Consider the following 21,276-nt stretch of genomic DNA (forward strand, 5'->3'; position numbering starts at 1 on the left):
GTGACCGGCTACGATGCGCGTGTGGTCGGGACACCCGAGGTCGAGCGCGGCACCGGTGTCCCCGCGCACGTGCAGATCGAGCGGTGGCTGCTGGAGTCCATCGGCAGCGGCGAGATGGAGCCCGGCGACCGGCTCCCGGGCGAGCGGGAGCTGTCGGCGCGCCTGGGCGTGAGCCGGATGACGCTCAGGCAGGCGCTGGCGACGCTGGAGCACGACGGCGTCCTGGTCAGGACGCCGGGCAGGGCGGGCGGCGCGTTCGTCGCCGACCCGCGCGTCGAGTGCGATCTGACGGGGCTGGCGGGGTTCACCGAGCAGATGCGGCGTGCCCACCTCCAGGCCGAGGCCAGGGTGCTGGTCGCCACGACCGTCCCCGCGCCCCGCTCCGTCGCCGCCGCGCTGGAGCTCGCCGTGGGCGAGCCGGTGCACCAGGTCTCCCGGGTACGCTCGGCCGGGCAGTCGCCGGTGGCGCTCGAACGCTCCTTCTTCCCCGCGCTGCCCGGCTTCCTGGAGGAGGATCTCGGCGGGTCGCTCTACGCCCTGCTGGCCACCCGCTACGACCTGGAGCCGCGCACTGCCGTCGAGCACCTCGACCCGGTCATCGCCAGGTCCGACGAGGCCGCCGAGCTGGGCGTCGAGCCGGGCACGCCGCTCATGTTGATCGAGCGCACCGCCTACGCGGCGGCCGGGGAGCCGGTGGAGTTCGCCCGCGACCTGTTCCGCTCCGACCGGGTGCGCATCTCGGTCCGCAGCGGTCTCAGCGCACCCACCCGCGGCGGCCTCAGCGCACCCGCTCCCCCGCCGGGTCGAAGAGCGGGTCCCTGACGACGGTCCCGGTCACCCAGACGCCCTCCACCTCGACCTCGACCTTGGCGCCCACCCCCACCGGCAGATACGCGTAGGCGATCGGCGAGCCGACCGTGTAGCCGTGGCCGCCCGAGGTGATCCGGGCCACGACCTGGCCGTCCAGGCGCACCGGCTCGTTGCCGAGCGCGATCGCGCCCGGCTCCAGGGTCAGGCAGCGCAGCCGGCGCCCGGGGTCGGGGTCGAGCGCGTCCTTGCCGAGGAAGTCCTTGTCGAGCTTGACGCAGAAGCCCAGCCCCGCCTCGTACGGCGTGGTCTCGGGCCCGATGTCGGCGCCCCAGACACGGTAGCCCTTCTCCAGGCGCAGGCTGTCGATGGCCCGGTAGCCGCCGGCCCGCAGCCCGTGCGCCTGCCCGGCCTCCCACAGCGCCTGCCAGAGCGCCAGGCCGTACTCGCTGGAGCAGTACAGCTCCCAGCCCAGCTCGCCCACGAACGTCACCCGCAGCGCCAGCACCGGCACGTCGCCCACGGTCAGCTCCCGCGCCGACATGAACGGGAAGGCGAGCGGGTCGGGCGTGAGCGCCCCGAGGATGTCGCGGGCGCGCGGTCCCCAGAGGGCGAAGCAGGCGTACTGGCCGGTCACGTCGGCGATCCGCACGTCGGCGCCCCTGAGCGCGGCCTGCTTGCGCAGCCAGCCCAGGTCGTGCGAGCCGAACGCGGTGCCGGTCACGATGAGGAACTCGTCCTCGGCCCGCCTGGTGACGGTGAAGTCGCACTCGATGCCGCCGCGCCGGTTGAGCGCCTGCGTGTACGTCACCGCGCCCACCTGGCGGGCGACCCGGTTGTCGCAGACCCATTCGAGCAGCTCGGCGGCGTCCGGCCCGGAGACCTCGATCTTGGCGAACGAGGTCTCGTCGAACAGGCCCGCCGTCTCGCGCACGGCCCGGTGCTCGACCCCGATCGCGGGCGACCACAGCCGCCCGGCCCATCCCTTGGGCCGCTCGTCGCCACCACCATCCCGTTCGTTCGACCGGTAGTAGTTGACCCGCTCCCAGCCCGCCTTCTCGCCGAACTCGGCGCCGTGCGCGGCGTGCCAGCCGTACGCCGGAGAGACCTTGAGCGGGCGGCCCGCCGAACGCTCGTGGCCGGGGTAACGGATGTCGTAGTAGGTCTCGTAGTTCTCGACCACGCGGGCGAGGGTGTAGGACGGGGAGCGGTACTGGCGGCCGAAGCGGCGGATGTCCATGTGCCAGACGTCCATGGCGGGCTCGCCCTCGACGATCCACTCGGCCATCATCCTGCCGATGCCGCCGGCGCCCGCGATGCCGTGCGCGCAGAACCCGGCCGCCACGAAGAACCCGCCGACCTCCGTCTCGCCCAGGCAGAACTCGTTGTCGGGGGTGAACGCCTCGGGGCCGTTGATCATCTTGCGGATGCCGACGTCGGCCATGGCCGGCACACGGATCCGCGAATTCTCCGAAATTTCGGTGAATCGGTCCCAATCTTCCGCGAGCAAGCGGCCGTTGAAGTCGGCCGGGATGGCGTCGTACGAGGTCTCGTCCGCCGTCCAGGGGGCGCAGGTGCGCTCGTAGCCGCCCATGACCAGGCCCTGCACCTCCTGCCGGTAGTAGACGAGCAGGTCGGGGTCGCGCAGCGTCGGCAGGCCGGCGTGCTCGTGGAAGGCGTCGGTGACCACGTACTGGTGCGACATCGGCACGATCGGGATCCGCACCCCGGCCATCCGGCCGATCTCGGCGGCGAACATGCCGCCGCAGTTGACGACCACCTCGCAGTCGATGTCGCCCTGGTCGGTGCGTACGCGGGTGACCCGGCCGCGTTCGGTGTCGATGCCGAGCACGCGGGTCCTAGGCCTGACGCGGGCGCCGCCCTCGCGGGCCTTCGCGGCCAGCGCGTAGCAGAGCGCGGAGGGGTCGATCTGCCCGTCGGTGGGCAGGTACGCCGCGCCGACGACGCCCGTGGGATCCATCAGCGGGAACAGCTCGACCGCCTCGGCGACGGAGATCTCCTCCAGCGGCAGGCCGAACGTGCGCGCCCAGCCGATCTGGCGGCGGATCTCGGCCATCCGCTCCGGCGTGCCGGCCAGCTTGATGCCACCGCACTCCGTCCAGCCGGCGTCGAGCGTGCGGTAGAGCTCCACCGAGTACTGGTTCATCCTGGTCAGCGTGGGGTCGGCGCGCAGCTGGCCGACGAGCCCCGCGGAGTGGAAGGTCGAGCCGCTGGTCAGCTCGTCGCGGTCCAGCAGGAGGACATCGCGTTCGCCGAGCTGGGTCAGGTGGTAGGCGACGGAGGCGCCGCCCACGCCGCCGCCGATGATCACGATGCGGGCCGAGTCGCTCATGCGGGCGACGCTACACTAAAAGGTCTAGACCGTTTAGGGAGTGGCGGCGCTAGCATCTAGCATGACCGAGATCCTCGACCGCATCCCCCTGCTGTCCGGCGTGCCGCGTTCCGTCGAGGAGTTGCCCGGCGGGCTGACCAACCGCAACTACAAGGTGACCGTTCCCGGCGGGGCCTACGTGGTGCGAGTGTCGGCCAGCGAGGGATCGCTGCTGGCGATCGACCGGGACGTCGAGCACTCCTGCTCGCTGGCCGCCGCGCGGATCGGGGTGGGGGCGCCGGTGCACGACTACCTGCCGGAGCTCGGGGTGCTGATCGTGGGTTTTCTGCCGGGCCGGACGTTCACGGAGGCCGATCTGCGTGATCCGGCGAACCTGCGGCGACTGGCCGAGGTGTGCGGGCGACTGCACGCGGGGTCCCGGTTCGGGCGGGACTTCGACATGTTCGAGGTACAGCGGGGCTATCTGGAGATCGTCCAGAGCCGCGGATACCGCCTTCCGGCGAGATATCTCGACTTCATGCCCGAGGTTGAGCGGATCCGGAAATGTCTGGATATTCGGGATGTGGGGCGGGTGCCGTGTCACAACGACCTGCTGCCCGGCAACATCATCGACGACGGCGAGCGGCTCTGGCTGATCGATTACGAGTACGCCGGCAACAACGATCCCTGCTTCGAGCTCGGCAACATCTGGAGCGAGTCGGACCTGTCCCCGGACCTGCTGGAAGAGCTCGTCACCGCCTACTACGGCCGCCGCCTGCGCCACAAGATCGCGCGGGCCCGGCTGCTCGGGCTCATGTCCAAGTACGGCTGGACGCTGTGGGCCTCGATCCAGGACGGCGCCAACCAGAGCATCGACTTCGACTTCTGGTCGTGGGGCATGGAGAAGTACGAGCGGGCGGTCGCCGAGTTCACCGGATCCGGTCTGCCGCGCCTCATGGAGGAGGCGGTCCGGGCAGACTAGAAACATGTTCGCCGCACTGACAGGGCTCGGACTGTCCACCGCCGCCGGCCTGAACGCCTATATCCCGCTCCTCGTGGTGGGCATCCTGGCCAACTTCACCGACAGGGTGAAGCTGCCCGACGGCTACTCGTGGCTGTCCAACTGGGGCGTGCTCGCCATCATCGCGGTGCTGCTGGTCGCGGAGATGGTGCTCGACAAGATCCCGGCCGTCGACAGCATCAACGACACCATCCAGACCGCCGTACGGCCGGCGGCCGGCGGCGTCGTCTTCAGCGCCACGAACGCGGCGTCGGAGCTGGACCACTCGACCTGGATGACCGAGCACCCGTGGGCGGGCTGGCTGCTGGGCATCCTGCTGGCGCTGGCCGTACACGCGCTGAAGGCGACGGCCCGTCCGATGATCAACGTGGGGACGGGCGGCGTGGGCGCGCCCGTCGCCAGCACGGTGGAGGACGTCGGGTCGCTCGGTATGAGCCTGGTCGCGGTGTTCCTGCCCGTGCTGGTCATCGTCGCACTGCTGGCGCTGGCCCTGCTCGCCTGGTGGACGATCAGGAGAGTACGCCGCTACCGAGCCGCCCGACGGGCCAAACGGACCTCAGGAAGCTCATAGCGGTCAGGAGGCCCGTAACCATCGGCGCAGGACGAGGAGGAACTCGCCGGGGCGCTCCTCGTGCAGCCGGTGGCTGGAACCCTCCCAGCACACCACCTTCGAGGCCGGATGATTGCAGAGCCCCGACTCCCAGGCCGCGCGTTCCGGGTCGGACCAGATCGACAGCACCGGGCACTGCCTGCGGGCCAGGTAGTCGTCGCTCGCCGGCCGCATCCCGACCGCGTCGGGCTCCGTGAACATGGCCTCGAACGCCTGGAGCAGCACGTGCGGCGCCATGCCGTACAGCCGTCGCTTGTGCCAGCGCTTGATGACGGCCGGGGTGGCGGCGTTGGTGCACCACTGGTCGAGCTGCTCGGCGGCGGCGTGCGCGTGCGGGCCGCGCAGCGCGGCGATCGTCTCCGGGAAGGTCCGCGCGACGTCCGCCGTGATGCCGTAGCCGGGATCGAGGGCGACCAGCTTGCGTACCTTGTCCGGATGCTCGACGGCCAGGATGGAGACGACCTGCCCGCCCATGGAGTGGCCGATCGCGATCACCTCGGGGATGGCGAGCACGTCCAGCAGCGCGGCGAGGTCGGCGGCCATCTGGCGCGGGGTGTTGCCCTCGTCGGGCACGGAGGAGTAGCCGTGCCCGCGCAGGTCCACCGCGATCACCCGGTGCTTGCCGGCGAGCGCGTCGATGTGCCAGGACCACTGGTGGGAGTCCGTACCCCAGCCGTGGACGAGCAGCAGCGGCGGCCCGTCCCCCTTGCCGTCGTCGGTATAAAAGAGCCGAATGTCATTCCCTAAATCGGCATAAGGCATCTTTTATCCCACCCGCTCCTTGATCGTGGCGCAGACCCGCTCCTCGGCCTCCTTCGCGACGGGCAGCATGGCGCCCAGCCCGAAGGCCCCGTGGAACATCCCGGCATAACGCACGCTCCGCGCGTCCACCCCGGCCGCGCGCAACCGCTCCGCGTACGCCTCACCCTCGTCCCGCAGCGGATCGTGCTCCGCCGTGATCACCAGCGCGGGCGGCAGCCCGCTCACGTCCGCGTTGATGGGCGAGCTGTACGGCTCGGCGCGCCTCGCGTGGTCGGGCTGGTAGCAGTCCCAGTACCACCGCATGTGCCCTGCGGTCAGGAAATATCCCTCCGCGTTCTCCGCGTGCGAGGGCGCGTCCTGGGCGGCGTCGGTGACGGGATAGATCAGCACCTGCAGCGCGATCGGCGGGCCGCCCTCGTCCCTGGCCTTCAGGCACGTCACGGTCGCCAGGTTCCCGCCCGCGCTGTCACCGGCGACCACCAGCCTGCCGGGATCCGCGCCCAGCTCCCGGGCGTGCTCGTACACCCAGCGGGTCGCGGCGTAGGCGTCCTCGACGGCGGCCGGATACGGATGCTCCGGCGCCAGCCGGTAGTCCACCGACACCACGATCACGTCGGCGTCCGTGCAGATCAGGCGGCAGACGGGGTCGTGGGTGTCCAGGGTGCAGAGCGTGAACCCACCGCCGTGGAAGTACACGACCACCGGCCGCGTCTCTCGCTCCGTCGGCGGCCAGTAGACGCGCACGGGCAGGTCGCCCGCCATCCGGTTCTCCACCCGGCCCACCTTGTACGGCTCCGCCTCCGGCTGGGGCATCTCGGCCAGGATCCGCCGGGCCTCGGCGGCATCCGTCACCTCGGTGCCCACTTTGGGGAAGACGGCCGTCATCGCGTCGATGACCGCCCTGGTGACCTCGTCGATCGCCATCGTTCACTCACCCTCCGTCCGCGGCAGCATGGCGGTCTCGCCCGCCGTCCAGCCGCCGTCCACCGCCAGCTCGGCGCCCGTGACGTACGAGGCGGCGTCGGACAGCAGGAACGCGATGGCCTCCGCCACCTCCTCGGGCTCACCGCACCGTCCGGCCGCGGCCAGCGGGAACCCGCCGTCGCCCGAGACCGCGCCGTGCCGGAGCGTCATCGGAGTGACGATCATCCCGGGATGGACGGAGTTGACCCTGATCCGGTGGGGCGCGTACTCGATCGCGGCGATCTTGGTGAGCCCGCGGACCCCCCATTTGGACGCACCGTAGCCACCGGTGCCGGGCAGCGCCGTCAGCCCGGCCGCCGACGACAGGTTCACGATCGACCCGCCGCCTGACGCGCGCATCGGCGCGACCACCGACTTGAGCCCGAGGAAGACGCCGACGAGGTTCACCTTGAGCACGCGCTCGAAGTCGTCGAGCGTGTACTGCTCCAGGAGCGCGGAGCGAGCGATGCCCGCGTTGTTGACCAGCCCGTCGATCCGGCCGTATTCGTCCAGGACCTCCTCGACCACATCAGCCCACTGATCCTGTTTGGTCACGTCGTGCGGGATAAATCGTGATTCGAGGTCTTTTGCGGTGGCGGTGCCGTCCTCCACCAGAACATCGGTGATCACGACGCTCGCCCCGGCCGCGACGCAGCGGCGGGCCGTCGCGGCCCCCATACCCCTGGCGCCGCCGGTGATGAGCACTACCTTGCCGTCAAGCATGCGTGGCTCCTTCGCGGTACGTGAACTGAATCACGCATCCGCGATAACAATCAAGAGCTTGCTTGGTGGCGCAGAGTCGGCGTGGCCCCGGCGAGCCTGCTTGGCCACGCACCAGCCCCGCGCTCGCACTATCCTCTAAGCAGCGAGCGTTCAACAGTCGGCAGTTGACAGTCAGCAGGAGGTGGGGACGATCGCCGAAGTCCTTCTCATCATCCTGGCGGTCCTGTGCTTTTTCGGCCTGGTGGCCGGCGTCGGCATCTACTTCCTCGTCAAGCTGGGCCAGAAGGCGGCGAGCAAGGCCAAGCAGGCGGCATCCCAGCTGACCACCCACGTCAACGCCATGGGCGCCGGCGACGCCGGTGAGGTCGAACGCCTCCGCCTCGACCTGCGCCGCGAGGTCTCGATCACCCGCCAGGCCGTCGACCACGCCCAACGTCAGGGCTGGGGCCTCGGCGACCTCCCGCAACTCCTGGCCGACCTGTCCGCGCAGGCCGACGTACACGACGGACAACTCGCCATGTACGCCCAGCAGCGCCGCGCCTCGCCGTATGTCGACCATGCGACGCTCCACCGTCTACGCGAGCACCAGGCCAAACTGACCGCCATGTGCGCCCGCATCCGCGCCGACCTCCTTGGCGACCAGCTCCAGCATGCCTCGGCCGGAATCGACGACCTCCACTCCCGCACGGAGCTGGAGATCGAGGCCCGCCGCCGCGCCCCGGACCCGCTGGACGAGATCGACGAGCTCTATCGCAGGAGCACGCAGGAGCGCCGAGACCTCACCTGACGGTTACCTGGCGTGGCATTATGGCTTCATTAAGTGAGCTTCTTGAGAAGACGTGTGATGACCGCGGCATTTCCTGAGTGGTTCTATCCCGGCCCTCCCGGCGGTTGGACCGCCGACATGCTCGATCACCTCCCCCCCGACGCGCCCAAGCACGTCGAGCTGATCGATGGGTCCCTCATCTTGATGCCACCGCAGACCGCATTCCACATGTGGGTTCTTCGTCTTCTCGAACGGCGCCTCACACCACCAGAACACCTGGCTGTAGCCCGCGAAATGACCGTGACACTCGGCCTGCGGCAGCGTCCCGAACCCGACATTCTCCTCGTGGAAAGGTCGGCGGTGCACGACTCCGTTATCTCCTTCAAGCCGGAGGACGTTCACTTGGTCATCGAGGTGGTTTCCGACGAATCGAGAGAACGCGACCGGACAACCAAGCCCATCAAATACTCGAATGCTGGCATCAAGCACTTCTGGCGAGTGGAAAAGGAAGACGCCAAGCCCGTCGTCTACACATTCGAACTCGACCCCGCGGCCCGGGCCTACGCACCTACCGGCATCCACCGCAAGCGCCTCCAGGCCGACATCGGTTTCCCCGTGGACATCGACCTCGATCTGGACCAGTCAATCAGCTGACCTCGCACCCCCAGGTGCGGTGGATGAACGCGTCATACTCCTCCGCACTCGCGCCATCGTTGAGCATGGCGCAGACCGCCTGAGCCTGCCGCGTCGTGGGGAGCCGCCTTCGAGCAGGATCGGCAGTGCAGCCGCCGCGCCAGCAGTTCGACCGAGATGCCGTACGGCCTGCGCACCACCGACACGTTGACCGTATGCCGCGTCCACCACCCGCCCGGGCGCCTGTCGGGCTCGTCGATCACCATCTCAGCGATGACCCGCTCGTCGGCCTGCTCGACCGTCCCGAACTCCTGCTCCAGGAACGCCCGCCAGCCGCTCTCGACGATCAGGTCCACCAGCCGGGCACATCGGACACGCTCCGGAGCGCCAGCCGGCTCACAGTGGGAGCATTCCTCACATCGCCGCACTCCACGAAGTCGCCGACGGGGATGTGCCGGTTTGGGTGGGTGGAGTGCGTGGGGTGGACGAGGCCGAAAATTCAGTTGCCGCGGCCGGCCCCACTCGGCATACTCGACCGGGCCGAGCACAACGCGTTATGCAACAGTGCAACCAGTGCATATAACAGCGCGTGCCGCAGCCTGTGCGTGGAGGGTGAAGGGAGGTTGAGACCGTGATGACGACTGTTCGCGTGCCGTTTTCCGCGTCCCCTGACCTCCCCACCGGGATCTCGCCAAGCTGATCGCTGCGCCGGTGGGCCTCATTTCTGGAGAAATCCCACCGTGCCCAAGCAATCCTCGCCCCGTCGCCGGGGCAAGTACGCCCTCGACGCCGACGATCTCGAATGGCTCGACAGCGCCCCCGTCGACGACGGACCGCCCGTAGGCGACCGCTGGTCGACCTGGGACCAGAGCACCCCCACCGAGCGTGGCCCGAAGCCGCACCCGGACTGGCTCGTCACCGAGCTCGCCGCCGTGGACACCGAGCTGGGCATCCTCAAAACCGGCAAGGAAGCCGACGTCCACTTGCTCTCCCGCGGCGTGCCGGACACGGACCGGGTCTGCCTGTTGGCCGCCAAGCGCTACCGCTCAGCGGAGCACCGGTTGTTCCACCGGGACGCCGGCTATCTGGAAGGCCGCAGCACCCGCGAAAGCCGCATGAACCGGGCCATGGCCAACCGCACCACCTTCGGCAAACAACTCATCGCCGGGCAGTGGGCGGCGGCCGAGTTCGGCGCCCTGTGTCGCTTGACCGAGCTCGGCCTGCCGGTGCCCTATCCGGTCCAGATCGTCGGCACAGAGATCCTTCAAGAGTTCATCGGCACCCCGGACGGCTACGCGGCACCCCGGCTCGCCAACGTCTCGGACGATCTGGACGACCTATGGGCTCAGCTGGTGGAGGCGCTGGTCGTTCTGGCCAGAGAGGGCCTGGCCCACGGCGACCTGTCGGCGTACAACCTGCTGGTCCACGAGGGCAGATTGGTCATCATCGACCTCCCCCAGATCGTCGACGTCATCTCCCACCCCACGGGCCCCCACTTCCTCGACCGGGACGCCCACAACGTGGCCACCTGGTTCGCCGCGAAGGGCGTCGCGTCGGCAGACCCCGACGCCCTCTCCGCCCTGCTCCAATCGGAGGCCGGAATGCTCTGACGTCCGCCAGAGGGCGAGGGCCGGAGACAAAGGCTTTGCGACGCTATAGAGATCCTTCAGAAAGATCAGCGGACGAGGCGTCGCCGGCAAATGATCGCGTCAGCAAGCGTCATGTATGCCCCGTGGATGTCGTAACGGACCTTCCAGCGGATACGCAGGCGACCAGGCTCGGCCCGGTTACGGGCCGCCCTTGAGCGCCCGGACGCGGGAGCTGTCGATCACCGCTTTGGACCAGTCGAGCTGGACTCCGACGGATCGGGAGCCAGGCACTGCGCTACCACTTCGCCCGACAACAAGCACGTGTCCACCAGAACCGCTACCAGGAGGGATATGCCCTCACCGTTTGATCGCTCCGGTCGCAGAGGCGAGCAACACCTTTACCATTTGGGGCTCTGGTCACGAGGACGGAAACATTGCCGAAAAGGTGGAATATGACTATATGATCTAGTCGCTTGGGATGCTGAGCGATCAGCATGCCGAAGAGCCGAGAGGGAGGTGCTTCATGACCCGCAAGGACACCGTCTGGGATTGATCCAAGATGAGCTGACAGCGGCCGGCACACAGCCTTCGGCGGTGAGCCGGCCCTCTTCATGAGCGCATTGCGGAGAATGGATGAGGCGTCCGGCGACGGATGAGGAACGGCCGGCGGGCTATCGGGATCTGTTCGTTCTGGTGGAGTACCGTGCGGTCTTCACCGCGAGCGTGCTCTCCTGGATCGGGGACTATCTGTGCAAGGCCGCGGTAGCGCTGCTGGTCTTCGATCGCACCGGCTCGGTGCTGGCCTCGGCAGCGGCCTTCGCCGTGGGGTATCTGCCATGGCTCACCGCAGGGCCCTTACTCGCGGCAGTGGCCGAACGGTATCCCTCGCGCTCAGTGATGATCTTCTGCGATCTGGTCAGAGCGGCGCTCATCGGGCTGATCGCGATCCCCGGCGTGCCTGTGGCGGTCCTGCTGGTGCTGCTGTTCGCCAGTGGGTTGTTCGCCCCGCCGTTCGAGGCCGCCCGTTCCTCTCAGCTCCCGCACATCCTGACCGGCGACCTGTACCCGCTCGGCATCGCCTTCAACAACGCCATCTTCCACCTGGCCCAGGTCTTCGGGTACGCCGCCGGAGGAATGATCGCCGGCTACAACCCGCATGCCGCGCTACTGCTGAACGCCGGTACCTTCGTCGGCTCGGCGTTCCTGCTGCGCCGTTACGTCAAGCTCCGGCCGGCGACACTCGGGGCCACCCACCGCCTTGGCCTGTGGCGGGAGACTGGACAAGGGTACGCCGTCGTCTTCGGCGACCCAGTGATGCGGGCCATCGCGCTCATAACCTTCGCAACGGTCACCTTCGTGATCGTTCCGGAGGGCCTGGCGGCGGCCTGGGCGGCCGAAATCGACGGCGGCGGCGCGGCACAGGGGTTCATCATGGCCGCGAACCCGCTTGGTGTCGCCATCGGCGGCCTGATACTGACCCGGCTGCTGCGCTCGCGTACCAGGACCCGGCTGATCCGCCCCCTAGCGGTCCTGGCCCCCCTCACGCTGGTCCCCGCGTTGCTCGACCTGCCGCTCGCCGGCGTGCTGCTCCTGGTCGCCGCCTCCGGCGTGGTCATGTCGCTGCTGCTGCCCGCCGCTCAGGCGCTGTTTAAGAGCGTGCTTCCCACCGACTACCGGGCCCGGGCGTTCGGCGTCATGAACAGCGGCATCCAGATCGCCCAGGGCACCGCGATCCTGGCCACCGGCGCCCTCAGCGAACGCTTTCCCACCTCTAGTGTCATCGGGGCTTGGTGTGGCGCCGGGGTTGTCCTGATGCTCTTCGTCACATTCCGGCCGCTCGTGCGCCCCGAACCATCGGCTCCTTCACCCGATCCAGCAGAGAGAACACGATGAACGCTCCCACCGTCCGCGCCCTCGGCGACGTCGCAGATGATGAGGCCGGCGACAAGGCAACGGAAGAAGGCCGGCAGGCAGAACGGACGGCATTTGGTCCCCGTAACGGGGACGCGATCGGGGACATGCTGCGCGATGCCTACCAGGCGTCGCTGGAGTCGGCTGCCACCCCGGTCTTCCATATCGCGGAACGCAGCGACGGGCTGGTGAAGCCGGTGCCCGTCGAACCATGGATCGCGCCGGTCGGCCAATGGCCGGACAGTGAGCGCCAAGCGCTGGACTTGCTCAAGGGCAGAGTTCTGGACGTCGGCGCCGGCGGAGGACGGGCCACACGCGCGTTGCTCGATCGGGGCCACGCCGTTACAGCGCTCGACATCTCACCGGGCGCACTCGAAGTGTGCCGCCGGCAAGGGGTACGTTCCGCCGTTCTCGGCACGGTCCACGAGCATGCCGCGACGGAAGAGCGATACGACAGCTTCCTGCTCCTGGGCGCCAACCTCGGTTTGCTGGAGAGCCGGGAAAGGGCGCCGGAATTCCTGCGGGCGCTAGCAGCGATGGCCGCGCCCGGCGCCATCATCGTCGGCCAAGGCCGGAACCTGACGGACTCCGCCGATCCTCTGCACCTGCCCTACAACGAACAGAACCTACGGGCGGGCCGCATAGCCGGACATCGCACCATGCGGGTCCGCTACCGCGACGTCGCGACGCCCTGGTTCGACTACCTCAGCCTGGCACCACGCGAACTCGCCGAACTCGCCAACGGAACCGGCTGGGAACTCGCCGACATCGTCTCCTTCGAGAGCTCAACGGCCGTATACCTCGCGACCCTCCGCCAACGGAAATGACCGGGCGACGGAAGCACGAGCGTTGACCCCTGACAGCGCGCACCTACCCGGTGCGCCAGACCAGACGGCTGAACTTGTCATGGTCGTCGTACAGGCACTCGAGTCGCTTGCGGGGCCGCCCTACTCGGCCCCGCGCTGGCGGGATCCCTTGGATCAGGGACATGTAGGTTAGCTGCTCACCCTTCTTCATACAGAGACCATCGATCAAAAGGGCTTGCGGACACGACCCTAGATCATTTTGTTAGGACCCCTAAAGCCCACTTTCCGGCCCCTGTCACAGCCGCGGCCGTGGGCTTGGGTCGGGGCCGGAGCGGTGGAGAGTCTGTGCAGGTCTCGACGGTGGTGCCGCCGAGGAGGCGAAGCGGACGCCCTATCTCCGGTCGGCTACTGGACCCCCGCCTCCCGCATGTCGCGCAGCTCCCGCTTGAGCTCCTTGATCTCGTCGCGCAGCCGAGCGGCCACCTCGAACTGCAGGTCGGCCGCCGACTGGTGCATCTGCTCGGTCAGCGACTCGATCAACGACTCCATCTGTGCCCGGGGCATCTCCCCCGCGATGGTCTTGGCGTGCTGCCCGGCCTGGCGGGCGGCGAAGCCGGGCACGGGCGCCTTGCCGCGCGACTGCTGGCGACCGCCGCCGAGGAGGCGGTCGGTGTCGGCGTCCTCGCGCTGCAACGAGTCGAGGATGTCGGCAATCTTCTTGCGGAGCGGCTGCGGGTCGATGCCGTTGGCCTGGTTGTAGGCGATCTGCTTGGCCCGCCGCCGGTTGGTCTCGTCGATGGCCCGCTCCATCGACGGGGTGACCTTGTCGGCGTACATGTGGACCTGGCCAGAGACATTACGGGCGGCCCGGCCGATGGTCTGGATCAGGGAGGTCTCCGAGCGGAGGAAGCCTTCCTTGTCGGCGTCGAGGATGGCCACCAGCGACACCTCGGGCAGGTCGAGGCCCTCGCGCAGGAGGTTGATGCCGACCAGCACGTCGTATTCGCCGGAGCGCAGCTCGCGCAGCAGCTCGATGCGGCGCAGCGTGTCGACCTCGCTGTGCAGGTAGCGGACCCGGATGCCCAGCTCGAGCAGGTAGTCGGTGAGGTCTTCCGACATCTTCTTGGTCAATGTGGTGACCAGGACCCGCTCGTCGCGGTCGGCGCGCTCGCGGATCTCGTGGACCAGGTCGTCGATCTGCCCCTTGGTGGGCTTGACGATCACCTCAGGGTCGACCAGCCCGGTCGGCCGGATGACCTGCTCGACCACGTCGCCCTTGACCCGGCCCAGCTCGTAGGAGCCGGGCGTGGCCGACAGGTAGACGGTCTGGCCGATGCGCTCCAGGAACTCCTCCCACTTCAGCGGCCGGTTGTCGAGCGCCGACGGCAGGCGGAAGCCGTGGTCGACCAGGGTGCGCTTGCGGGAGGCGTCGCCCTCGTACATGGCGCCGATCTGCGGCACCGTCTGGTGGGACTCGTCGAGGACCAGCAGGAAGTCTTCGGGGAAGTAGTCGAGCAGCGTGTTGGGGGCGCTGCCCGGCTCGCGGCCGTCCATGTGGCGCGAGTAGTTTTCGATGCCGGAGCAGGTGCCGATCTGGCGCATCATCTCGATGTCGTAGGTGGTGCGCATGCGCAGCCGCTGCGCCTCCAGCAGCTTGCCCTGCCGCTCCAGCTCCGACAGCCGCTCGGCCAGCTCCGCCTCGATGCCGTTGACCGCCATCGCCATCCGCGCCTCGCCGGCGACGTAGTGGGAGGCGGGGAAGATGTAGAGCTCTTCGTCCTCGGTGATGACCTCGCCGGTCAGCGGGTGCATGGTGGACAGCTTCTCGATCTCGTCGCCGAACATCTCGATGCGTACGGCCAGCTCTTCGTACTTCGGGATGATCTCGATCGTGTCGCCGCGCACCCGGAAGGTGCCCCGCGTGAAGGCGAGGTCGTTGCGGGTGTACTGCATGTCGACCAGGCGGCGCAGCAGCTGGTCGCGGTCGACGTCCATGCCGACGCGGAGCCTGGCCATGCGGTCGACGTATTCCTGCGGCGTGCCCAGGCCGTAGATGCAGGACACCGAGGCCACCACGATCGTGTCGCGGCGGGTCAGCAGCGAATTGGTCGCCGAGTGACGCAACCGCTCGACCTCGTCGTTGATCGAGGAGTCCTTCTCGATGTACGTGTCGCTCTGCGGGACGTACGCCTCAGGTTGGTAGTAGTCGTAATAAGAGACGAAATATTCAACCGCGTTGTTGGGCAGCATCTCCCGCAGCTCGTTGGCGAACTGCGCGGCGAGCGTCTTGTTGGGCTGCATGACCAGCGCGGGCCGCTGCAGCCGCTCGATCAGCCAGGCGATCGAGGCCGTCTTGCCGGTGCCCGTGGCGCCCAGCAGGACGTTGTCCTTCTCCCCGGCCTTGACGCGGCGCTCCAGCTCGGCGATGGCCGTCGGCTGGTCGCCGGAGGGAGTCATCTCGGTGACGACCTCGAAGGGCGCCACCTTCCGCTGCAAATCAGTGACCGGTCGCATGCTGCCACTGTAGGCGGCGCCACTGACAGAAACCGTCACCTGGTCAGGGGAGCCACCCTTCAGGCGGACCGTTCGCCGATCCGCGGAAACGGGGTGGTGGAGAAGACGACCTCGACCGGCACCTCGAAGTGTTCGGCGATCCGCAGTGCCAGGTAGAGGCTGGGGCTGTATTCGCCGCGTTCCAGGTAACCGATCGTCTGGTAGTGCACGCCCAGAGCGTCGGCGAGCTGCCTGCGGGTGACACCGCGTTCGGCGCGCAGCAACGCGATGCGGTTGTAGACGATCTCGCTCATCGCCGCCTATCTTCTCAGCCGATACGTTGCAGTGCTCGGTCACGGCGCATCTGCATGAGTGAGCCGGACTCGCGCCGGGCCATCCGGCGCAGGATCGGGGGCGCCAGGAGCAGGCCGGCCACGGACCAGGCGCCCAGCACGCCGATCGTCTCCAGGGTGTGCCAGGAGCCGCCGATCTCCGCCGCGGCGCCGGCGGGCGACAGGGCCGAGCGCATCCCCAGCCCCAGCCAGTACAGCGGGAACACATGGGCCAGCGCCTGCAGCCAGCCGGCCAGCGCCGACAACGGATAGAAGATGCCCGAGACGGCGGCGAGCCCGCCGGTGAGCAGCATCGACAGTCCGGCCGCCGTCTGCGGGTTGGTCACCAGCGACCCGATGACCGCGCCCAGCGGCAACGTGGCTGTCAGGCCGAGCAGCAGCACCCAGACCATGGTCAGCCAGCCGGACGGCGGGGTGTGCGCCAGCGAAGGGATCAGGACCAGCCCGCCCACGAGCACGACCAGCACCCTGGTCAGGGTGGTGAGCGACACCAGCACGATGCGGCCGACCAGGTAGCCGACCATCCCTTGCGGCAGGGCCTTGGCCCTGAGCAGGGTACCGTCCTCCCGTTCGACGGCCAGGCCGCCCACCGCGCTGAGCAGGCCGTTGAAGGCGGCCAGCATGCCGAGGACGCCGGGCAGCGTGACCGCGGCCAGCGAGATGGACGTGCCGGGCAGCGTCGCGTCCCGCTGGAAGTACATCACGACGATCATGGCGGCCGAGGTGACCACGGTGAAGCCGATCTCCTGCCGGCTGACCAGGGTGTGCCTGGTCTCGATCCAGCCGCGGGCCAGCCCGAGCCGGACGGCGTGCAGCGTGGGGTTCATCGCTCTTCCTTCCTCAGGATCGCCATGTAGGTGTCCTCGAGCGTCGCCCGGCGTACCTCCAGATCGCCGATCTCATCGCCGTGCTGCGCGAACAGGTCGCGGACGAAGCCGGTGGCGTCATCCGTGGCGTGGACGAAGTGCTCGCCACGGACGCTCCAGCGCACCTGCGCGTCGCGGGAGACCTCGCGCGCCAGGCGGTCGGCGCTGCCGTCGGCGACGATCCTGCCGCCCGACAGGATGAGGATCCGGTCGGCGAGTTTCTCGGCCTCGTCCAGGTCGTGCGTGGTGAGCAGGATGGTGGTGTCGTCGAGGTCCGACAGCCGGTGCACCAGGTCGTGGAAGTCGCGGCGGGCCTCCGGGTCGAACCCCGCGGTCGGCTCGTCGAGGAACAGCACGTCAGGGCGCCCGACGATGCCGATGGCCACGTCGAGCCGGCGGCGCTGCCCGCCGGAGAGCTTGGCGACCCGCCGGCCGGCGTGCTCGGTGAGGCCGACGGCGGCCATCAGCTCGTCGGTGGGCACCGGGCGGCTCCGGCCCTCGTCCGAGTAGGGCGCGTAGTAGCGGCCGAGGTGGTCCAGCAGCTCGCGGACCCGCCAGGACCCGTGGTCGCGCCACGACTGCAGCACCACGCCGATCCGGGCGCGCCACCGCTCGTCGCCGCCGGCCGGGTCGGTGCCGAGCACGCGTACCTGGCCGCCGGAGCGTACCCGGAAACCTTCGAGGATCTCGATCGTGGTGGTCTTGCCCGCGCCGTTCGGGCCGAGCAGCGCGATCACCTCACCCGCGCGCACGGTGAAGTCGACGCCCTGGAGCACCTCCACCGGCCCGTAGCGCATGCGCAGATCACGGACCTCGATGACGGCGGGCTCCGCCTGGCCGGCTAACGCGGAACTCTCGCCCAGGTCCCTCATGACCTTCATCAGACCCTCCCAGTAGTAGGTCTACTACATTGATAGCACACCTAATACCGAACGCAAGAGAACTACTACAACGGCTTGCAAGCGAACCGTAAGTGACACCCGATACGGTCTAATCCGCCCGTAGCGGAAGAGGAAGGTGCAATGTCACGACCCAGAGAGGCGTTGATCCAGGCAGGTCAGGGCATAGCCCAGGCGGTCGTCCAAGGCGGTGATGTCCGTCAAGCCGTCGGCCAGGCGGTGGACCAAGCGGGCCAGCTGGCCGGTCAGGTCCAGGTTCAGGGCTTCGCGCTCAACCCGTACGACTTCGCGGCGGCCCGTGACGGCGGCGTGTCGGTGGGCACGCTGATCGAGGCCCGGTCCGCGTCGCTGAACGAGGCCGGCGAGATCATCAACCGCAGCTTCGCCGAGAACGGCATGCACGTGATCTCTCCGGTGGTGATCCCCAAGGGGACCACCGCGAAGGTGGTCGTGCCGCTGGGCATCCTGGTGGTGCTCGGCCTGATCGGCGCGCTCGGCAACGTCATCCCCCGAACCGACGTGTTCTTCGGCCCGCACTACTGGGTGGTCCTGCTCCTGGCGGCCGCCTTCCTGTGGTGGCGGCGCAGCGTGGTGATGGTGCCCGAGGGCTGCAAGGCGCTGATCACCAAGTTCGGCAAATTGGTGCAGATCGCCGACCCCGGCCGGGTGACGCTGTTCAACCCGTGGAAGCGGGTCAGCTACATCGTCAACACCACCCGCGAATACCCGTTCAACGCCCCCATCAGCGAGGCCCCCACGCAGCAGGGCGTCAAGGCGAGCGTCGACCTGTTCCTGCAGTTCAGGATCGAGAACCCGGCGGAGTTCATCTTCGTGCTCGGCTCGGTCAGCGGCTTCCAGTCCAAGCTGCAGAACGCCATCAGCGAGGTCACCCGCTCCCTCATCTACGCCCAGCGGGCCGAGGAGATCTACGACCTGGTGGGCGAGAGCACGCTGGGCATGCTGGACAACCTCAACCAGCAGTTCCTGCCCGCCGTACGCCTCACCGACGTGAACATCACGCACGCCGAGCCGTCCAGCCAGGAGTACCGGATGGACCTGGCCGCCCCCGAGATGGTGCGCGTCGCCAAGGAGGCCTACACCTACGAGTACGAGCTGCAGCTGCGCAAGGAGCAGAACGAGGGCGACCTGATCAAGGAGCTGGCCGGGCTGCAGGAGACGCTGAGCGCGATCCAGGCGGAGATCGCCGGCTACCAGGCGCGCATGGACACGGCGCTGGAGCGGGCCTCCCACCAGGCCAAGGCGCAGGCCAGGCAGCGCCTGGTCGAGGCGGAGTCCTCCGCCAACGCCAACTCGGCACTGCTGGAGGCGCAGGCGCTCGACATCAGGGCGCTCAGCGCGGCCGAGGCGCCGGAGATCCTCGACTACCGCTTCCAGCAGGACCTGCTGGACAAGCTGGAGTCGGTCGCGACCCGGCTGCCGCAGGTGGTGCAGGTGGGCGAGCACACCGACATCGACTTCCTGGCGCTGGCCCAGCAACTGGTCGGCGGCAAGGGGGCGGCGCTGTTCTCGGCCGAGGACATGGCCGCCATCCGGGGCCGGCTGGCCGAGATCGGCAAGCGCGTGGAGGGCAGGGAGGCGGAGATCACCGCACTGCTCAGGAAGGTCGCCGAAGAGGTGAGCGAGGCGCCCGAGCCCGCACTCGCCGGCGCGCTGCCGACCATCGAGGGTGAGGTCCGATGAGCCGCGAGTTCTCGAAGATCAAGGAGTCGCTGGCCTCCTGGTCCGACATCCGCCAGCTGCTGCGCGGCGGCGAGCAGGGCCAGCTCGTGCCCGTCGTGATCCCCAAGGACAGGCGCGGTTTCGCCTGGATGGCCCTGGTCTTCATCGCCGTCTACTTCGCCGGGATGGCGGCGCTGGGCAACCTCGTCGTGCCGGCCTCGCTGGGGGCGGTGTTCTTCCTCGCTGTCGCGCTGGTGTGGATGTGGCGGCGGGCGATCATCGAGATCGAGGAGGGCACCACCGGCGTACGCAGCCGCTGGGGCGCCATCACCGGCACGCTCCCGCCGGGCCGCCACTACCTGTGGCTGCCGTGGGACCGGGTGGACGCGGTCGTCGACACCTCCACCGAGATCCCGTACTCGGCGCCGATCGTGGCCTGCCCGACGGCCGAGAACGTACCGCTGAAGTCGATCGAGTTCTTCCTCAAGTTCCGCATCGTGGACCCGGTCGCGTTCGTCCGCACGATCGGCGCGGGCAACTTCGACCTGGTGCTGTCGAGCGCCGTACAGGACGCGATCAGGCAGCGCAGCCGCAAGGTCAACACCGAGCGCGCGTACGACCTGCGCGGCTCCGACGTCGGCGACATGCAGGAGGCGCTCAACCGCCAGCTCGGCCGCTACGGCGTGCGCATCACCGGCGCCAACATCCCCGACGTGCAGCTGCCCGACCAGTACCAGCAGCACCTGGCCACCCGCGAGAAGGTGGCCAAGGAGCTGTCGGCCTACGAGCGCGAGTGGGAGCTGACCCGCAAGCGCCGCATCGACACCCTGCTCATGGAGATCGAGCGCTCCAAGAAGACCCGTGACGCCCGCGTGGTCGAGGTCAAGGCCGCGCACAACACCGCGCGCAAGGACGTGGCGCGCATGCTGGAAGAGCAGGAGACGGAGGCGCAGCGGGTGCGCTGGGAGATCGAGGCCCGCGGCCGCGCCGAGCTGACCTCCGCCGAGAACGAGGCCAAGGCCCTGCGCAGGCTGGCCGCCTCCTATCGCGACAACCGGGCCGTGCTGCAGTACGAGCTGGCCCGCCGGCGCCTGGACGTGGGCGCCAAACTGGCGGAGAACGCCCCGCAACCCCTGGTGGTCCGCACCCAGCAGGGCTCCGGCGACTCCGCACTGTCGACCTTGCTCCTGGCCCAGTTGCTCCCCCGCTTCTCGGGCCATCACAACGGAGAGACCCCCGGGTCATAGGAGAACCCCATGGTGTTCCGCAAACTGATGGCCGCGTTCGGCGCGGGCGTCGAAGTAGACACGGTCCTGACCAACAGCGGTGTACGGCCCGGTGAGACGTTACGCGGAGTGGTGCACTTCCGCGGCGGCGGCGCCGACTACAAGGTCGAGGGCATCTATCTCGACCTGACCGCGGTGGTCGAGGTGGAGCGTGGCGACGAGGAGTACAAGACCACCTACGGCTTCCTGCGCCAGCAGGTCGCCGGGACCTTCCAGCTCAGCGCCGGCGCGCAGCACAGCCAGCCGTTCGAGATCGTCATCCCCTGGGAGACGCCGATCAGCGCCATCGGCGGTCATCCGCTGCACGGCATGCGGCTGGGCGTGCAGACGGAGCTGGCGCTGGCCGGCGCGATGGACAAGGGCGACCTCGACCCGCTGTTCGTCAACCCGCTGCCCGCGCAGGAGCACGTCATCGCCGCGCTCGACCGCCTGGGGTTCGGCTTCAAGAAGGCCGACCTCGAACGCGGCACGCTGCGCGGCTCGACGATGCCGTTCTTCCAGGAGATCGAGTACTACGCGGGCGGGGAGTGGCGGCGGCACTTCAACGAGCTGGAGCTGACGTTCATCGCCGGGCCGCGGCAGATGGACGTCATCCTGGAAGCCGACAAGCGCGGCGGCTTCCTGACCTCCAGCCACGACGCCTACAACCGGTTCACGGTCCGCTACGACGACCCGAGCGGGGCCGACCAGGCGCTCCGGCACGGGCTGGAGCAGATGGCGCGGCGCCGCGGCTGGCTCTGAGCCCCAAGGGCGGCGTGGAGCGACGGCTCCACGCC

Annotated in this window: 20 protein-coding genes; 11 read left to right on the top strand and 9 right to left on the bottom strand. The window is 68.8% G+C overall.

Annotation, left to right across the window (positions count from 1 at the left end; genetic code table 11):
• The first annotated feature begins 21 nt into the window (after positions 1 to 21).
• The gene (locus LDL49_RS58370; protein ID WP_225291677.1) at positions 22 to 822 is read left to right on the top strand and encodes a GntR family transcriptional regulator; all 801 of its coding nucleotides are present in this window, start codon (positions 22 to 24) and stop codon (positions 820 to 822) included.
• Here LDL49_RS58370 and LDL49_RS15205 read toward each other — a convergent pair.
• Positions 779 to 3,160: a GcvT family protein gene (locus tag LDL49_RS15205; protein ID WP_225291678.1), complete on the bottom strand. Its 2,382-nt coding sequence runs from the start codon at positions 3,158 to 3,160 to the stop codon at positions 779 to 781. The genes LDL49_RS58370 and LDL49_RS15205 overlap by 44 nt on opposite strands.
• Before the next feature lie 61 nt (positions 3,161 to 3,221).
• Here LDL49_RS15205 and LDL49_RS15210 point away from each other — a divergent pair, with 61 nt between their 5' ends.
• Positions 3,222 to 4,121 (top strand): choline kinase family protein, encoded by a 900-nt coding sequence (locus LDL49_RS15210; RefSeq protein WP_225291679.1) that lies wholly within the window; start codon positions 3,222 to 3,224, stop codon positions 4,119 to 4,121.
• A 4-nt stretch (positions 4,122 to 4,125) separates the two neighbouring features.
• Entirely contained in the window at positions 4,126 to 4,731 is a 606-nt protein-coding gene (locus LDL49_RS15215) for a DUF4126 domain-containing protein (RefSeq protein ID WP_225291680.1), read from the top strand.
• A 3-nt stretch (positions 4,732 to 4,734) separates the two neighbouring features.
• On the opposite strand, the gene LDL49_RS15220 is transcribed toward LDL49_RS15215, so the two are convergent.
• From LDL49_RS15220 to LDL49_RS15230, 3 genes are read right to left on the bottom strand one after another with little or no spacing between them, the layout of a single operon-like run.
• Positions 4,735 to 5,532, bottom strand: coding sequence for an alpha/beta fold hydrolase (locus tag LDL49_RS15220; RefSeq protein WP_225291681.1), 798 nt, complete (start codon positions 5,530 to 5,532; stop codon positions 4,735 to 4,737).
• Positions 5,533 to 5,535: 3 nt separating this feature from the next.
• The gene (lipP1, locus tag LDL49_RS15225) at positions 5,536 to 6,456 is read right to left on the bottom strand and encodes a LipP1 family hormone-sensitive lipase (RefSeq protein WP_225291682.1); all 921 of its coding nucleotides are present in this window, start codon (positions 6,454 to 6,456) and stop codon (positions 5,536 to 5,538) included.
• 3 nt (positions 6,457 to 6,459) lie between these two features.
• A complete protein-coding gene (locus tag LDL49_RS15230; protein WP_225291683.1) occupies positions 6,460 to 7,218 on the bottom strand; it encodes a glucose 1-dehydrogenase in 759 nt (252 codons plus the stop codon).
• A gap of 181 nt (positions 7,219 to 7,399) precedes the next feature.
• On the opposite strand from LDL49_RS15230, the gene LDL49_RS15235 reads away from it, so the two are divergent.
• Positions 7,400 to 8,005: a hypothetical protein gene (locus LDL49_RS15235; protein WP_225291684.1), complete on the top strand. Its 606-nt coding sequence runs from the start codon at positions 7,400 to 7,402 to the stop codon at positions 8,003 to 8,005.
• 57 nt (positions 8,006 to 8,062) lie between these two features.
• On the top strand, positions 8,063 to 8,638 hold the full coding sequence (locus tag LDL49_RS15240) for a Uma2 family endonuclease (protein WP_225291685.1): 576 nt from the start codon (positions 8,063 to 8,065) through the stop codon (positions 8,636 to 8,638).
• Between the two features lie 32 nt (positions 8,639 to 8,670).
• Here LDL49_RS15240 and LDL49_RS15245 read toward each other — a convergent pair whose 3' ends face one another.
• Positions 8,671 to 8,973, bottom strand: a complete 303-nt coding sequence (locus LDL49_RS15245; protein ID WP_225291686.1) for a hypothetical protein — start codon at positions 8,971 to 8,973, stop codon at positions 8,671 to 8,673.
• Between the two features lie 384 nt (positions 8,974 to 9,357).
• On the opposite strand from LDL49_RS15245, the gene LDL49_RS58375 reads away from it, so the two are divergent.
• From LDL49_RS58375 to LDL49_RS15260, 3 genes are all read left to right on the top strand, one after another.
• Entirely contained in the window at positions 9,358 to 10,227 is an 870-nt protein-coding gene (locus tag LDL49_RS58375) for a serine protein kinase RIO (RefSeq protein WP_225291687.1), read from the top strand.
• A gap of 612 nt (positions 10,228 to 10,839) precedes the next feature.
• On the top strand, positions 10,840 to 12,099 hold the full coding sequence (locus LDL49_RS15255) for an MFS transporter (protein ID WP_225291688.1): 1,260 nt from the start codon (positions 10,840 to 10,842) through the stop codon (positions 12,097 to 12,099).
• Complete coding sequence (locus tag LDL49_RS15260) at positions 12,096 to 12,944, top strand: class I SAM-dependent methyltransferase (protein ID WP_225291689.1); 849 nt, start codon at positions 12,096 to 12,098, stop codon at positions 12,942 to 12,944. Before LDL49_RS15255 ends, LDL49_RS15260 begins: the two co-directional genes overlap by 4 nt.
• A 384-nt stretch (positions 12,945 to 13,328) precedes the next feature.
• On the opposite strand, the gene uvrB is transcribed toward LDL49_RS15260, so the two are convergent.
• From uvrB to LDL49_RS15280, 4 genes are read right to left on the bottom strand one after another with little or no spacing between them, the layout of a single operon-like run.
• A complete protein-coding gene (gene uvrB / locus LDL49_RS15265) occupies positions 13,329 to 15,437 on the bottom strand; it encodes an excinuclease ABC subunit UvrB (RefSeq protein WP_225291690.1) in 2,109 nt (702 codons plus the stop codon).
• A 59-nt stretch (positions 15,438 to 15,496) separates the two neighbouring features.
• Positions 15,497 to 15,730 carry a helix-turn-helix transcriptional regulator gene (locus tag LDL49_RS15270; protein ID WP_225291691.1) on the bottom strand — a complete coding sequence of 78 codons (234 nt, stop codon included), beginning with the start codon at positions 15,728 to 15,730 and terminating at the stop codon, positions 15,497 to 15,499.
• 14 nt (positions 15,731 to 15,744) lie between these two features.
• Positions 15,745 to 16,596, bottom strand: a complete 852-nt coding sequence (locus LDL49_RS15275) for an ABC transporter permease (protein ID WP_225291692.1) — start codon at positions 16,594 to 16,596, stop codon at positions 15,745 to 15,747.
• Positions 16,593 to 17,516, bottom strand: a complete 924-nt coding sequence (locus LDL49_RS15280) for an ABC transporter ATP-binding protein (protein WP_225291693.1) — start codon at positions 17,514 to 17,516, stop codon at positions 16,593 to 16,595. Before LDL49_RS15280 ends, LDL49_RS15275 begins: the two co-directional genes overlap by 4 nt.
• A gap of 141 nt (positions 17,517 to 17,657) precedes the next feature.
• On the opposite strand from LDL49_RS15280, the gene LDL49_RS15285 reads away from it, so the two are divergent.
• From LDL49_RS15285 to LDL49_RS15295, 3 genes are read left to right on the top strand one after another with little or no spacing between them, the layout of a single operon-like run.
• Positions 17,658 to 19,235 (top strand): SPFH domain-containing protein, encoded by a 1,578-nt coding sequence (locus LDL49_RS15285; protein ID WP_225291694.1) that lies wholly within the window; start codon positions 17,658 to 17,660, stop codon positions 19,233 to 19,235.
• Entirely contained in the window at positions 19,232 to 20,461 is a 1,230-nt protein-coding gene (locus LDL49_RS15290; RefSeq protein ID WP_225291695.1) for an SPFH domain-containing protein, read from the top strand. Before LDL49_RS15285 ends, LDL49_RS15290 begins: the two co-directional genes overlap by 4 nt.
• A gap of 9 nt (positions 20,462 to 20,470) precedes the next feature.
• Complete coding sequence (locus LDL49_RS15295) at positions 20,471 to 21,241, top strand: sporulation protein (RefSeq protein ID WP_225291696.1); 771 nt, start codon at positions 20,471 to 20,473, stop codon at positions 21,239 to 21,241.
• Positions 21,242 to 21,276: the final 35 nt, after the last annotated feature.

The sequence above is a fragment of the Nonomuraea aurantiaca genome, assembly GCF_020215705.1.
Taxonomy (GTDB): Bacteria; Actinomycetota; Actinomycetes; order Streptosporangiales; family Streptosporangiaceae; genus Nonomuraea; species Nonomuraea aurantiaca.

Bases quoted from the DNA above. Each gene is read 5' to 3' on its own strand.
- LDL49_RS15205 (WP_225291678.1), bottom strand. From the start codon at position 3,160: ATGAGCGACTCGGCCCGCATCGTGATCATCGGCGGCGGCGTGGGCGGC.
- LDL49_RS15210 (WP_225291679.1), top strand. From the start codon at position 3,222: ATGACCGAGATCCTCGACCGCATCCCCCTGCTGTCCGGCGTGCCGCGT.
- LDL49_RS15215 (WP_225291680.1), top strand. From the start codon at position 4,126: ATGTTCGCCGCACTGACAGGGCTCGGACTGTCCACCGCCGCCGGCCTG.
- LDL49_RS15220 (WP_225291681.1), bottom strand. From the start codon at position 5,532: ATGCCTTATGCCGATTTAGGGAATGACATTCGGCTCTTTTATACCGAC.
- lipP1 (WP_225291682.1), bottom strand. From the start codon at position 6,456: ATGGCGATCGACGAGGTCACCAGGGCGGTCATCGACGCGATGACGGCC.
- LDL49_RS15230 (WP_225291683.1), bottom strand. From the start codon at position 7,218: ATGCTTGACGGCAAGGTAGTGCTCATCACCGGCGGCGCCAGGGGTATG.
- LDL49_RS15240 (WP_225291685.1), top strand. From the start codon at position 8,063: ATGACCGCGGCATTTCCTGAGTGGTTCTATCCCGGCCCTCCCGGCGGT.
- LDL49_RS15255 (WP_225291688.1), top strand. From the start codon at position 10,840: ATGAGGCGTCCGGCGACGGATGAGGAACGGCCGGCGGGCTATCGGGAT.
- LDL49_RS15260 (WP_225291689.1), top strand. From the start codon at position 12,096: ATGAACGCTCCCACCGTCCGCGCCCTCGGCGACGTCGCAGATGATGAG.
- uvrB (WP_225291690.1), bottom strand. From the start codon at position 15,437: ATGCGACCGGTCACTGATTTGCAGCGGAAGGTGGCGCCCTTCGAGGTC.
- LDL49_RS15270 (WP_225291691.1), bottom strand. From the start codon at position 15,730: ATGAGCGAGATCGTCTACAACCGCATCGCGTTGCTGCGCGCCGAACGC.
- LDL49_RS15275 (WP_225291692.1), bottom strand. From the start codon at position 16,596: ATGAACCCCACGCTGCACGCCGTCCGGCTCGGGCTGGCCCGCGGCTGG.
- LDL49_RS15280 (WP_225291693.1), bottom strand. From the start codon at position 17,516: ATGAAGGTCATGAGGGACCTGGGCGAGAGTTCCGCGTTAGCCGGCCAG.
- LDL49_RS15285 (WP_225291694.1), top strand. From the start codon at position 17,658: ATGTCACGACCCAGAGAGGCGTTGATCCAGGCAGGTCAGGGCATAGCC.
- LDL49_RS15290 (WP_225291695.1), top strand. From the start codon at position 19,232: ATGAGCCGCGAGTTCTCGAAGATCAAGGAGTCGCTGGCCTCCTGGTCC.
- LDL49_RS15295 (WP_225291696.1), top strand. From the start codon at position 20,471: ATGGTGTTCCGCAAACTGATGGCCGCGTTCGGCGCGGGCGTCGAAGTA.